This window comes from Salidesulfovibrio brasiliensis JCM 12178 (assembly GCF_001311825.1).
GTDB lineage: Bacteria > Desulfobacterota > Desulfovibrionia > Desulfovibrionales > Desulfovibrionaceae > Pseudodesulfovibrio > Pseudodesulfovibrio brasiliensis.
This window is the reverse complement of the sequence record NZ_BBCB01000012.1, coordinates 44228-55064: the sequence shown is the minus strand read 5'-3', so window position 1 is coordinate 55064 and position 10837 is coordinate 44228. Positions and strand designations below refer to the sequence as shown.

The window sequence follows — 10837 nt, the reverse complement described above, 5'->3', positions numbered from 1 at the left end:
CGCCGCGGTGGAGACGCTGCTGGTGGAAGGGGCCGGAGGGCTTGCGGTTCCGCTGACGCCGCAGTCCACCGTGCTGGATCTGCTTGAGCGCACTCGTTGGCCCGTGGTGCTGGTGACGAGCGCCCGGCTTGGCGGCATCAACCACACCCTGCTGTCGCTGGAAGCGCTGGCGGGCAGGGGTGCCCCGCTTGCCGGATTGGTCTTCAACGAGCAGCCTGCCGCAGATGACTGCATGCGTGACCATGCGCTCGAAACCTTTCGGCGCGGCCTGCGGCGTTTCGGTTTTCCAGAGCTCATAACGACAATGCCCGCCCTCAATGAGGACGGGCACGGTGTCGTGTCCTGCGATTTCGCGTCGCTATTTCGTTGAGAAGGCCGAACTGCGCGCCGTGGCGAAGCATGCGGCAACGCTCAGGATCGTGGAGCCGCCAAGCCCCGCCAGTGATATCCACGATGTCTCGGTGGCGCTTCCAATCAGGGCCATGGTCCCGCCGAGGATCGCGCCCGCCAGCAACATGGAGTGGTTGGGGCTGAAGCGGCCACGGCCGAGTAGTCCTGCTGACAGCGGCGGGACGAGTCCTGCCGTGAATATCGAATATGCCTGCAGAAGGATGTCGATGATGTCCTGTCGCTTCAGGGCCACGCCCGTGGCCGCGAGGCCGGTGAGCACCACGATTGCGCGTACGGTCTTGACGCTGCGGCTGCCCATGAGGTCCAGCGAGACGATGGATCCGACAGCCAGCAGGCAGGTGTCGGCAGAAGAGACGATGGCTGACAGTATGGCAAGAAAGAAAATGGGTGCTGCCACGCCGCTCAGGTGCGTGTTCGCGATGGTGGTCAATATGTTGCCTTCAATGCCCGGCATGGTTTGGCCTGCCCAGAGGCCGATGGCGGTGATAAGCAGGGCAATCGGGATGAGCAGGATCCCCGCTGCATGGGAAGCCCGCCTCGCTGCCTGTTCGTCCTTTGCCGTAAACAGGCGGCTGAAGATGATCGGGCAGATGAAGTACGAGCCGCCCACCACAAGAAGAAATTCCATGAGGTGGGCCGACGTGAAGAGCTCGTTGAGCATGACCGGTGTAAAGGTTTCGGGAGGCACCGGAGTGTCGGTTACAATGGTGAACAGCAGCCAGAGCAGGCCACCCGCGAGGAAGCCGAACTGAATCATGTCGGTTCTGATCACTGAATGCTGGCCGCCCAGTACCGCGTATCCGGTAATGACTGCGGCCGTGGCGAGCGTCATGGTGAGGGCGTCGAAGCCGGACATGGCCACGCCGATCTCGGCGGCGGCCACGAATTGTGCGGCCACGATGCCGGTCCAGCCAACGGCCACGACCACGGCTGCCACTTTGCGCATCCACGGTCCGGCAACGCGCTCGGCGAGGTCGGGCAGGGTGCTCGTTCCGAGAGAGCGAACCCGTCCGGAAAGCAGCGCCCCTTGCAGGATCAGTCCCACTGCCCCCGCTCCCAGCCACCAAAAGGCAGGAAAGCCTACGGAGTAGGCCAAACTTATCACGCCCATGGTGGAGCTTGCACCCACCACCGAAGCGAGAATGGAGAGCGTGACCACGGTGGCGGACTTGTCCCTGCCTGCCAACACGTATCCGTCCCAGTCCTTGGAGCGTCGCCAGTCGAAGAGGCCGATTGCCGCCAGAATCGCGAGGTAGATGATGAGCGTTTCCATGCAGGGGGGCTTAGCGGAATAGCCCCGGTACTGCAAGATGAAAACAGTTGTTACAGGCGGTTGCGGGGGTTAATCCCGGCTGTCGTCGTGGTGTCGGTAGATGCGAAGGAGGATGTTCTGTGCCTCGGCCACGTAGTAGAGAGTGATCGCCGCGCATGGCCATGAGACGAAGTCCCGGTTCAGGTGCAGCGAGAGCAGGTACAGGAGAAAGAAGAGGTACTTGAGGCGCACGAATACGCGCAGCCGGACCTGCAACTCGTTGGCGTAAAGTACCAGCGCGATGAAGATGAGGTAGGAGCTGGCGAAAAGGACCATTCCCGGTCCCCAGGCGTTCAGGTGCTGCACGGCTGCGGCAGGCAGCACGGCCACGCCCAGCTGGTCGGCCACGATGTCCATGAGCGATCCGCCGGAATGGTCGCGTCCGGTCCTTCGGGCCAGCGGACCGTCCAGACCGTCGCACAGCACGTAGAGCGCCATGAGCCCGGTGGCCGTCCATGCGTAGTCGGCAGGGGCCAGCGCGGTTGCCAGCAGAAAAAGGACGCCGACGAACGTCACCTGATTCGGCGTGACCCCGATGCGGGCGAGCAGCGAGACCACCGGCCCGAAGGCGGCGTCGCGGAAGGACGTGAAGAGCTGTCTCGAGGACCGTTCCTGAAGGTTGAAATAGTCCATTGCCGACAAATACTAGAAAAGCCGGTGCAGTGCAAAGCAGCCGAGCGTGGCCTGCGCAAGCGCGGGCGCGTGGCGGTGGGCTTTGCGGTAGCGCTTGATGGCGCCTTCCTTCAGGGTGCTGCACAGTGAGCGCAGCAGGGTGTAGTTGATGGCCATGGAGGTGGACTCCACGGGCATGAGCGGGACCTGTTCGAAACGCACGCGGCGGGCGAGGAAGTCGAAGACATCCTCGCCGGAGCGGACCACGGCGTCGGTCTTGCCTACGATGTACTGTTCGCCGGGGAAGTGGGCGTCGGACCCGACAGACCAGCCGAGGCGCTTGCCGCGCTGGTGCATAGGCAGGTCGAGGGTCCACTGCATCTTGCGGATGGTGCGCGGGAAGAGCGGCTTGGTGCAGCTTTTCTTGAGGCGCTTGTCGAGGTTCAGGGCCGAGCCGTTGTGTACCTCGATGTAGTCCGTGTTGTTCAAAAGGAGCTTGTAGGCGCGGGCGGACAGGTTGCTGCCCGCTGCGGTGACGCTGATGTGAAAGGGGTGCGGCACCACGGCCAGCGCCCCGGTGTTGCGGCGGATGTTTTTCACGTCGCGCACCGACCATGCAAAGCTCTTCACGTCGCCGAGGCCGCGTTTGAGGGCGGCTTCGTCGCGGTACAGGAAGATGATGTCGATGCCTTCGGAGGAGACGGATTCCACGCCCGGAATGATGGTGGTCCCAAGGGCGTCGGTGCTGTCGGCCAGCCGTTGGTAGGCTTCGAGCGGATTCTTGTAGGAATGCTCGGTGGAAGCGAGGTAGTCCAACTGGTGCGCTTTCAGAAATTCCACGTGCTTGAGCATGCGGCGAGCCTTGGAGCTCCGCTTCAGGCCATGCACGTTGGCGTGAAAATGCAGGTCGAACGTGGTCATTTTCTCGTTCCCCCGGGGTGCGGGTTTTGCCGCGTGGGCAAGGCGGCTATGCACCACCCGGCCTGTCTTGTCAAACCCTTTAGGGCATGAGCGGCGTTGCGGGAAGCCCGGCTTCCAGCGGCAGGCCGCAGATGAGGTTCGCGTTTGCCAGCGCCTGCCCGGAAGCGCCCCGGCACAGGTTGTCGATGGCCGAAAGGATCACCAGCCGATTGGTGCGCGGGTCCACCACGAGGCCGATGTCGCAGAACATGGTGCCGCGCACGAAGCGGGTTTCCGGCAGCTTGCCCTCGGGCAGCACCCGCACGTAGGGCTTGTCGGCGTAGAAGCTGTCGTAGGCTTCGCGCACGGCTTCGGCGGTGACGCCGTCCTTGAGCTGCGTGTAGATGGTGGCGAGGATGCCGCGGTCGATGGGCAGCAGGTGCGTGTTGAACGAGAGGGTGATGTCTGTCCCGGCCAGCGCCGAGACTTCCTGTTCGATTTCAGGGGTGTGGCGGTGCGAGGGTAGCCCGTAGGCGCGGAAGGAGTCATGCACTTCGCAGAAAAGCGAGGGGACCTTGGCGCCGCGTCCCGCGCCCGAGGTCCCGGATTTGGCGTCGATCACCACGCCGTCGGTGTGGACCAGTCCCTGTTTCATGGCCGGGGCCAGCCCGAGGATGGACGCCGTGGGGTAGCAGCCGGGGTTGGCGATGAGCGAGGCCAGCGGGATGCGGTCAGCGTAGAGTTCCGGCAGGCCGTAGACCGCGCTTTCGAGCAGTTCGGCCTGCGTGTGCTCCACGTCATACCATTGTTCGTAGACGCAGCGGTCCCTGAGGCGGAAGTCGGCGGAGAGGTCCACGACCTTGACGCCTTCGGCCAGCAGGGTGGCGGCGATCTCCATGGCCGCCTTGTGGGGTACGGCCAGAAAAACGATGTCGCAGGTGGTGGCAAGGTCTCGGGCATCGGGCTGCGTGATTTCCAGTTCGCCCAGTTCCAGCCCCTGCAGGAACGGATACAGCTCCACCAACTGCTTGCCCGCATCCGAGCGGGACGTCACGCGCACCAGTTCCATTGACGGATGCGCGGGCATGAGGCGTGCCAGTTCCATCCCGGCATAGCCGGTAACGCCGACGAGGCCGGCTGCGATCTTCTTGTTCATCCTATTCTCCGGACTTGTTCACGTATGCCATGCGCAGGTTGTAGAGCAGGTCGCACAGGAGCTTGCGTTCATCCTGCTCAAGTCCGTTGTCGAACTTGCTCTGGAGCATGCCGAGAATATCTATGGTGTGCTTGGCCAGATGCGGCTGGAACTCGACTTTTCCGCTGGCCGGGTCCGGGGCTTCGCCCAGCGCGACCATGGCCGAGGAACTCAGCGAGTATATGAAGGTGGTGAAGGACATTTCGGGCAGGGACATGCCCTTCATGGGGTTTTCTTTGCAAGTGTCGGTCATCCCTCGACTCCTTGTGGCGTTGTTGCAGTGGTGATCGGCCACAAAAAGGTAAGGTCATGCGGCGGCGGAGTCAACTCCGGGACGGCTCTTAAAGCAGACGATGCACGGTTTCGGCAATGAGCCTGCACCCTTTGGGCGAAGGGTTTCCGTCGCGGGAGTCCTGCGGGAAGATGCGTCGGGGCAGGGCGGCTGCCAGCGCGTCCGTCAATTCGTAGTGCTCGGCGCGGATGTTGTCGCATGCGTATTTGAGGCGGTTCATGGTGCGCGCCTCGGTCTGGCCGAGGGCGCGAAGCGTTTCGGGCGAGCGCACCACGGCCTCGTGCATGCGGGTGAAGGCGACGTACTCCCGGCTCGGGGCCAGAAGGATTGTCAGCTCCGCCCCGGCATCCTGCGTCATGCGGGCTATGTGCTCCAGGCAGTATTTCAGAACGGCGTGTCCGGCCTCCACGGCGTGGGTGCCGTGGGCCTGTGCCGCGCGGCAGACGTTATCCGCAAGGTAGAGGCGGGCTCCGCCGAGTTCGAAGCGGTTGAAGTCTGGGACGCCGCGATCCGCGATGACCGCCAGCAGCTCGCCGGGGTCGGCGTCGGGATTGGCCTGACGTTCCAGCCGGTAGGCTTTGGCGGCCATGTCCTTGATGAGGAGGGTGGGGACTTCGACGTTTTCATATTCCGGTTTCCAGACCGTGCGGGCAAGCTCGTGGCGCGATCGGGCCGCGCCAAGGAAGGCCCGGCGGGCATCGCACGAGTGCAGGGTCAGGATGACACGAGACGGGTTGCGCTGAAGCATTTCCTCTATGACGATGGCAGCCTGCATCGGGCCCCAGCCGCGAAACGCGGCGTTGAAGACCGTTGTGTCGCCTATCCAGCCGAGCAGCTTCGGCCAGCATTGTTCGTCCCCGACGCCCGCGCCGTAGGCGAAGGATCCGCCGAGGACGCAGATATCGGCCTCGCGCAGGGGTTGCGCATTGCGGAAGCCTTGCGGGTCATGGCCGGGATGGCGCGGGTTGCCCCTGAGGATGCAGTCGGGATCGGCCACGGCGCGCGGTGGCGACCATGCGGTACGAATGGGTTCTGCGGGAGCGGTCTCAGTCCTTCCGGGAAGGCCGAGCCGTTTCATGGCACGAGTGAAGGTGTTATTCAGCATGGGTATTGTTTCCTGCGTTTGGAACCAAAGGCATTGCCACCGAATTGGTCGGGCGTCAATAGAAGCAACCTGATCGATACGTTTTCCCGTTATTCACTCAAGGAAACTATCGAAGGTTTTTTTTAGATATAAGCAAAGGGCGTGCCCGGTTTCTTGTCCATTCAAGGGGGAATTGCCCTTCGGGATTGAATCAATCATGCAATGTCAAGGGGTTCCCGGTTTTCGGTCTTCAAACCGGGAAAATACCCTATTTTTTCTTGTGGATTTCTGGCTGAAAATTGTTTCCAGCCGAAGTGCCTTGTGATAGAAGGATTTCTCTTCGACGGCGACCGGCGATGTTACCTTTCTGTCACTGGAACCTGTCGAAATCACCTCCCGGACCCATCCAAAAAAAAAAGTTTCTAAAGTTATTCTAAAAAAAGACAAGGAATTTCACGCTCCTCTGTCTGATACGACTGTGGAAAAGTTTTCACCAGAAGCTGTAATCTGCCGTAATTGCTTTAAACGAGCTGTCAAGGGCGAAGTTTTGCAGGAGAGCGGCCGTACCCCCTGTACAAAAACCGAGGGAGCGGGTATACCAATTTGCGGTGGCCGCGTCCTTCTTCAGGAGGCTTTTTGGTCGCCGACGGCCGGGGTCGCCCGGCCCAACTTCATTATGATACGCCAAGGACAGACGAGCATGAGTGAAACGAAGAATGTATGGAACGCAGTCCGGGGATTTGAACAGTACAGCCTCTGCGACTGGCCCGGCAGGCCGTGTTCCGTCATTTTTCTCGGCGGTTGCAACCTGCGCTGCCCCACTTGCCACAACGCCACGCTCGCATGGAGCATGTCCAAGCTTCCGCCCATTTCCGGCAGCGCGGTAAAGGCCTACTTCCGGAGCCGCGCCTCCTGGCTCGACGGTGTGACCATCACCGGCGGAGAGCCGACCTGCACGCCGTACCTCGGCGAGCTTCTCTACGAACTCAAGAAGTTCAAACTGCCCGTCAAGGTGGACTCCAACGGCATGCGTCCGGAAGTCATCGAAGACATCCTCGAGTACAACCTCGCGGACGTGTTCGCCGTGGACGTCAAGGGTCCGTACAATAAATATCCCGAGCTGACCGGCATGGCCGTTTCCGAGCTGGCCGCACAGGCCAACCTCGAAAAGGTTTTCGCCATCGCCGAAAAAAGCCCCGCATCCTTCTACTTCCGGCTCACGAAGGTTCCGGGGCTCACTCAGGAAGATATCGACGTCGCCCGCAGCTATCTGCCCGCGGGCTTTTCATTGAAACTGCAGGATTACGTTGAACCGAGGAGGGAGAAGGAGAATGCCCAGCCAGATTATGAAACGAGACGGCCGGCTGGAAACGTGGTCAACTGACCGCATTGCCCAGGCCATCTTCAAGGCCCTCAAGGCCAGCGGCGTCAAGGATCCGCTCCTGGCCAAGCGACTGGGAAAAAAGGTCGAGCAGAAACTTGCCGACAAGGATATCCCCGAACAGGAACATGTTCAGGATATGGTCGAGCAGGTGCTCATGGAAGCCCGCCAGTTCGACGTAGCCAAAAAATACATCACCTACCGCGAGAAGCGTCGCGGCATCCGCTCCCAGAAGGCGGCGTTCCTGGACATCAAGGACGTCATTGACGACTATCTGGGCAAGGCTGACTGGCGCGTGAGCGAAAACGCCAACATGACCCACTCCTTTCAGGGGCTCATGCTGCATCTCTCCGGAACGGTTCAGGCCCGCTACGCCCTGGAAAAATATCCCGAGGAAATCCGGCTGGCCCATGAGCACGGCTACTTCCACATCCACGACCTCTCCTTCGGTCTGGCCGGGTACTGCGCCGGCTGGAGTCTGCGCGACCTGCTGTTGGAAGGCTTCTCCCTCGAAGGCCGCGCGTCTGCCGGACCCGCAAAGCACTTCGACACCGCCCTCGGGCAGATGAACAATTTCCTCGGCACCCTCCAGAACGAGTGGGCCGGTGCGCAGGCCTTCAACAACGTGGACACCTATCTGGCCCCGTTCGTCCGCAAGGACGGCCTGAGCTACGATCAGGTGCGGCAGGCCATGCAGAAGTTCGTGTTCAACCTGAACACCACCTCCCGCTGGGGCGGGCAGAGCCCGTTCACCAACCTGACCTTCGACCTTGTGCCGCCCAAGCACATAGCCAAGGAAGCGGTCATCGTCGGGGGCGAGTTGCAGGACGACACCTACGACGACTACCGCGAGGAAATGCTGATGATCAACAAGGCATTCCTCGAAGTCATGCTCGGCGGCGACTACCATGGCCGCATTTTCTCCTTCCCGATCCCCACCTACAACATTACCGAAGACTTTCCGTGGGATTCCGAGATAGGAGAATTGCTCCTCAAGCTCACTGCCAAGTACGGTGTTCCGTACTTCCAGAACTTCATCAACTCCGATCTTTCGCCGGAAGACGTCCGCTCCATGTGCTGCCGTTTGCAGATGGACCTGCGCGAACTGCGCAAGAAGACCGGCGGTCTCTTCGGCGCGGGCGACCTGACCGGCTCCATCGGCGTTGTCACGTTGAACCTGCCCAAGCTCGCCTACCTCGCCAACTCCGAGGACGATTTCCTCGATCTGATCAGCGAGTATGCGACCATGGCCAAGAACTCCCTCGAGTACAAGCGCAAGCTCATCAGCGACAACCTCGAGAACGGCATGTTCCCGTGGTCCAAGCGGTACCTGAAGAACGGCTACAAGGGCCACTTCTCCACCATCGGGATTCTCGGCGGCCATGAGGCCTGCATGAACCTGATCGGCAAGGGAATTCACACCGATTCCGGCATCCGGCTCATGCGCCGCACCCTGAATCACCTGCGACGCCTGACCTCCGACTTTCAGGAGGAGACCGGCAACATGTACAACCTCGAGGCCACCCCGGCGGAAGGCACCAGCTACCGTCTGGCCAAGATCGACAAGTCGCTCTACGCGGACATTCAGGCGCAGGGCAACGGCACCCCGTATTACACCAACTCCACCGCGCTGCCGGTCGGCCTGTCCGATGACGTGCTCTTCGCGCTGGAGCATCAGGATCAGTTGCAGCCCCTTTATACGGGCGCACGGTGTTCCACACCTATCTCGCGAAGCCGTGGCCGACATTGATTCCCTCAAGCGGTTCATCGTCACGGCCTTTACCAAGACCAAGATGCCCTATATCTCCATCACGCCGACCTTCTCGGTGTGCAAGGAGCACGGCTACCTGCACGGCGAGCACTTCGAGTGCCCGCAGTGCGGCGAGGAAGCCGAAGTCTATACCCGCATCGTCGGCTACTACCGCCCGGTTTCCCGCTGGAACAAGGGCAAACAGGCCGAGTACACCGATCGCGTCGTGTTCTCCGAATGCGGCTGCGATTAGGGTTACCTCGGGAATGAGGATATGGGAAAGCCCCCGTCCCGGGCAGGGACGGGGGCTTTCTCTCGTCTTGCAATCTCTTGAAAAGCGTTACTGCTTCAGGTGCCAGACCCCGTTTTCGTCGCGCCAGGCCTTGGCAACGATGCTCTTTCCGGTCTTTTCGTCCTTGATGGTGACGTCGCGGTACAGCCTGTTGTCCTGCATGTACGGCGGAGTGGGGGTTGCGGAATAGGCGTTGCCGGTATCCGGATTGGTCCAGGTGTTGGTCTGGTCAGAGCGGGTGTGCTCCAGCGTCTGCTGGACGCGCTGTTCGTCGGCCTTGTCCCATTCGTTACCCACGATGTAACCCATCATCATGCCGACACCTGCCCCGACCGCGGCACCGAGGGCTTTGTCCTTGAAGGTCAGCGCGCCGATGGTGGAGCCGGCCAGTGCGCCTATGCCCGCACCCTGCTGGGCACGGTTGGCGCAGCCGGTGGCTGTCATCAGTGAGACGATAAGAAATGTCGTGATGGCAAAACGGTTCATGAGGGCCTCCGTTGGTAGGGGGGCATGAAATGTGTCTGGTCATGCCGTGTTTGTGGCATGCCGGATGCTGACCACGGCCTCTAGATGGGGTCGCGGCCCTGAATCAGGTTGGCTGCGCGGATGGCCAACTGGGTGATCTCCGGTTTGGAAATCTGGTCGTCGGCACCCACGGACTCACCCTTGTGGCGCAGCTTCTCCGTGATGAGCGAGGAGAAGAGGATGACCGGCAGTTCGCGCAGAACGGGGTCCTCCTTGACGCGTTTGGTCAGGCTGTGGCCATCCATCATGGGCATCTCGATGTCCGAAATGATGACCTGAACATAGTCCGTGATGGGCCGCTCCTCTTCCTGTGCGCGCTGTTTGAGCTCCACGAGACGGTCCCAGCACTCGCGACCATTGTTGGTCTTTTCCACCTGAAATCCGGCCTGACGAAGCAGGTCGCGGATCATCTCGCGGATGAGCGGCGAGTCGTCGGTGATGAGGCGCGGTATCCGGAGTGCTCGTCGAAGGTCACGTTGTCGTCGAACTTGAGCTTCAGCGCCGGGTTCAGCTCGGCCACGATGCGTTCGAGGTCGAGAATGAAGACCATGCGGTCCGAGAACTTGACCACGCCGGTGATGGAGTCGCTCGACAGGGCCGAGACATACTTGTTCGGCGCCTCGACGTCTTCCCAGCTGATGCGGTGGATGCGGGTCACGCCCGAAACCATGAAGGCCGAGGTCACGTTGTTGAACTCGGTGACGATGACCTTGGGCGGTTCCTTCTCGATGCGTTTTTTCTTCAGCCAGAGGGCGAGATCCAAAAGCGGGATGATGCGGGAGCGCAGGTTGAACGCGCCGAGCACTGCCGGATGAGAAACCTCAGGCATTTCAGTGACTTCCGGCATCCGGATGATCTCGAGAACCTTGGCGACGTTGACGCCGTAGAACGCCTTGTAGGACTTGCTCTCGCCTTCCTCGCGGGGTTCTTCCTCAAGGTAGAACTCCACGATTTCGAGTTCGTTGGTACCGGCCTCGAGCAGGATGTCGGTGGTTTTGACCATGTCGGCGCTTCCTTGTTCAAATGATGAGCGATATTCAGAGTGTGCCTTATACCTAAACGCAGTGGCAGAGGTTCGTCAAT

General features: G+C 61.1%; 9 protein-coding genes and 2 pseudogenes. 3 read left to right on the top strand and 8 right to left on the bottom strand.

The features are described from left to right. Positions 1–370, top strand: a 370-nt coding sequence (gene bioD / locus JCM12178_RS05695; protein ID WP_157054774.1) for an ATP-dependent dethiobiotin synthetase BioD, incomplete at its 5' end; no start/stop codon positions are given. Here bioD and JCM12178_RS05690 read toward each other — a convergent pair. From JCM12178_RS05690 to JCM12178_RS05665, 6 genes are all read right to left on the bottom strand, one after another. After that, a complete protein-coding gene (locus JCM12178_RS05690; RefSeq protein ID WP_054649521.1) occupies positions 359–1684 on the bottom strand; it encodes a sodium:solute symporter family protein in 1326 nt (441 codons plus the stop codon). The genes bioD and JCM12178_RS05690 overlap by 12 nt on opposite strands. 69 nt (positions 1685–1753) lie before the next feature. Beyond that, positions 1754–2356: a CDP-alcohol phosphatidyltransferase family protein gene (locus JCM12178_RS05685; protein WP_054649519.1), complete on the bottom strand. Its 603-nt coding sequence runs from the start codon at positions 2354–2356 to the stop codon at positions 1754–1756. A gap of 12 nt (positions 2357–2368) precedes the next feature. Then, positions 2369–3256, bottom strand: coding sequence for a PHP domain-containing protein (locus JCM12178_RS05680; protein ID WP_054649517.1), 888 nt, complete (start codon positions 3254–3256; stop codon positions 2369–2371). A 79-nt stretch (positions 3257–3335) separates the two neighbouring features. Further along, positions 3336–4391 (bottom strand): N-acetyl-gamma-glutamyl-phosphate reductase, encoded by a 1056-nt coding sequence (gene argC, locus JCM12178_RS05675; protein WP_054649515.1) that lies wholly within the window; start codon positions 4389–4391, stop codon positions 3336–3338. A 1-nt stretch (position 4392) separates the two neighbouring features. Further along, on the bottom strand, positions 4393–4683 hold the full coding sequence (locus tag JCM12178_RS05670) for a DUF1844 domain-containing protein (protein ID WP_054649513.1): 291 nt from the start codon (positions 4681–4683) through the stop codon (positions 4393–4395). 88 nt (positions 4684–4771) lie between these two features. Further along, the gene (locus tag JCM12178_RS05665) at positions 4772–5827 is read right to left on the bottom strand and encodes an SGNH/GDSL hydrolase family protein (RefSeq protein WP_054649511.1); all 1056 of its coding nucleotides are present in this window, start codon (positions 5825–5827) and stop codon (positions 4772–4774) included. A 679-nt stretch (positions 5828–6506) separates the two neighbouring features. Here JCM12178_RS05665 and JCM12178_RS05660 point away from each other — a divergent pair. Both JCM12178_RS05660 and JCM12178_RS05655 read left to right on the top strand, forming a co-directional pair. Next, positions 6507–7190, top strand: coding sequence for an anaerobic ribonucleoside-triphosphate reductase activating protein (locus JCM12178_RS05660; RefSeq protein ID WP_054649509.1), 684 nt, complete (start codon positions 6507–6509; stop codon positions 7188–7190). Further along, positions 7138–9190 (top strand): annotated as a pseudogene (locus JCM12178_RS05655) (ribonucleoside triphosphate reductase). Before JCM12178_RS05660 ends, JCM12178_RS05655 begins: the two are co-directional and overlap by 53 nt. Before the next feature lie 87 nt (positions 9191–9277). Here the strand turns inward: JCM12178_RS05655 and JCM12178_RS05650 are convergent. Continuing rightward, positions 9278–9715: an RT0821/Lpp0805 family surface protein gene (locus tag JCM12178_RS05650; RefSeq protein ID WP_054649507.1), complete on the bottom strand. Its 438-nt coding sequence runs from the start codon at positions 9713–9715 to the stop codon at positions 9278–9280. An 80-nt stretch (positions 9716–9795) separates the two neighbouring features. Then, a pseudogene (locus tag JCM12178_RS05645) lies at positions 9796–10757 on the bottom strand (chemotaxis protein). Between the last annotated feature and the right edge of the window lie 80 nt (positions 10758–10837).

Excerpts from the sequence above, each read along its gene's own strand:
- JCM12178_RS05650 (WP_054649507.1), bottom strand. The coding sequence starts at position 9,715 with ATGAACCGTTTTGCCATCACGACATTTCTTATCGTCTCACTGATGACA.
- JCM12178_RS05680 (WP_054649517.1), bottom strand. The coding sequence starts at position 3,256 with ATGACCACGTTCGACCTGCATTTTCACGCCAACGTGCATGGCCTGAAG.
- JCM12178_RS05690 (WP_054649521.1), bottom strand. The coding sequence starts at position 1,684 with ATGGAAACGCTCATCATCTACCTCGCGATTCTGGCGGCAATCGGCCTC.
- argC (WP_054649515.1), bottom strand. The coding sequence starts at position 4,391 with ATGAACAAGAAGATCGCAGCCGGCCTCGTCGGCGTTACCGGCTATGCC.
- JCM12178_RS05665 (WP_054649511.1), bottom strand. The coding sequence starts at position 5,827 with ATGCTGAATAACACCTTCACTCGTGCCATGAAACGGCTCGGCCTTCCC.
- JCM12178_RS05670 (WP_054649513.1), bottom strand. The coding sequence starts at position 4,683 with ATGACCGACACTTGCAAAGAAAACCCCATGAAGGGCATGTCCCTGCCC.
- JCM12178_RS05660 (WP_054649509.1), top strand. The coding sequence starts at position 6,507 with ATGAGTGAAACGAAGAATGTATGGAACGCAGTCCGGGGATTTGAACAG.
- JCM12178_RS05685 (WP_054649519.1), bottom strand. The coding sequence starts at position 2,356 with ATGGACTATTTCAACCTTCAGGAACGGTCCTCGAGACAGCTCTTCACG.